General features: G+C 70.2%; 1 protein-coding gene. It reads left to right on the top strand.

Annotated elements, in window-relative coordinates; genetic code table 11:
- The coding region (locus F1003_RS19200) for a pyruvate formate lyase family protein (RefSeq protein WP_497986944.1) at positions 1-238 on the top strand (238 nt) is incomplete at both ends.

Raw genomic sequence — 238 nt, 5'->3', positions numbered from 1 at the left:
ATCGCCGAGCAGATCAAGGCGCTGCGCGAACTGAAGGCGATGGCCGCCTCGTACGGGTACGACATCTCCCGGCCGGCCGCCACCGGCCGCGAGGCCGTGCAGTGGCTCTACTTCGGCTATCTGGCCGCCGTGAAGGAGCAGAACGGCGCGGCCATGTCGATCGGCCGCATCGACGCCTGCCTCGACATTTACCTGCGGCGCGACAGCGAGCGCGGTGTCCTCGACGAGCGGCGGGCGC

The sequence above is a fragment of the Winogradskyella ouciana genome (assembly GCF_009709615.1).
GTDB classification, from domain to species: domain Bacteria; phylum Bacteroidota; class Bacteroidia; order Flavobacteriales; family Flavobacteriaceae; genus Winogradskyella; species Winogradskyella ouciana.
Note: the sequence above shows the minus strand (reverse complement) of the source record. Positions and strands in the feature narration are given on the sequence as shown.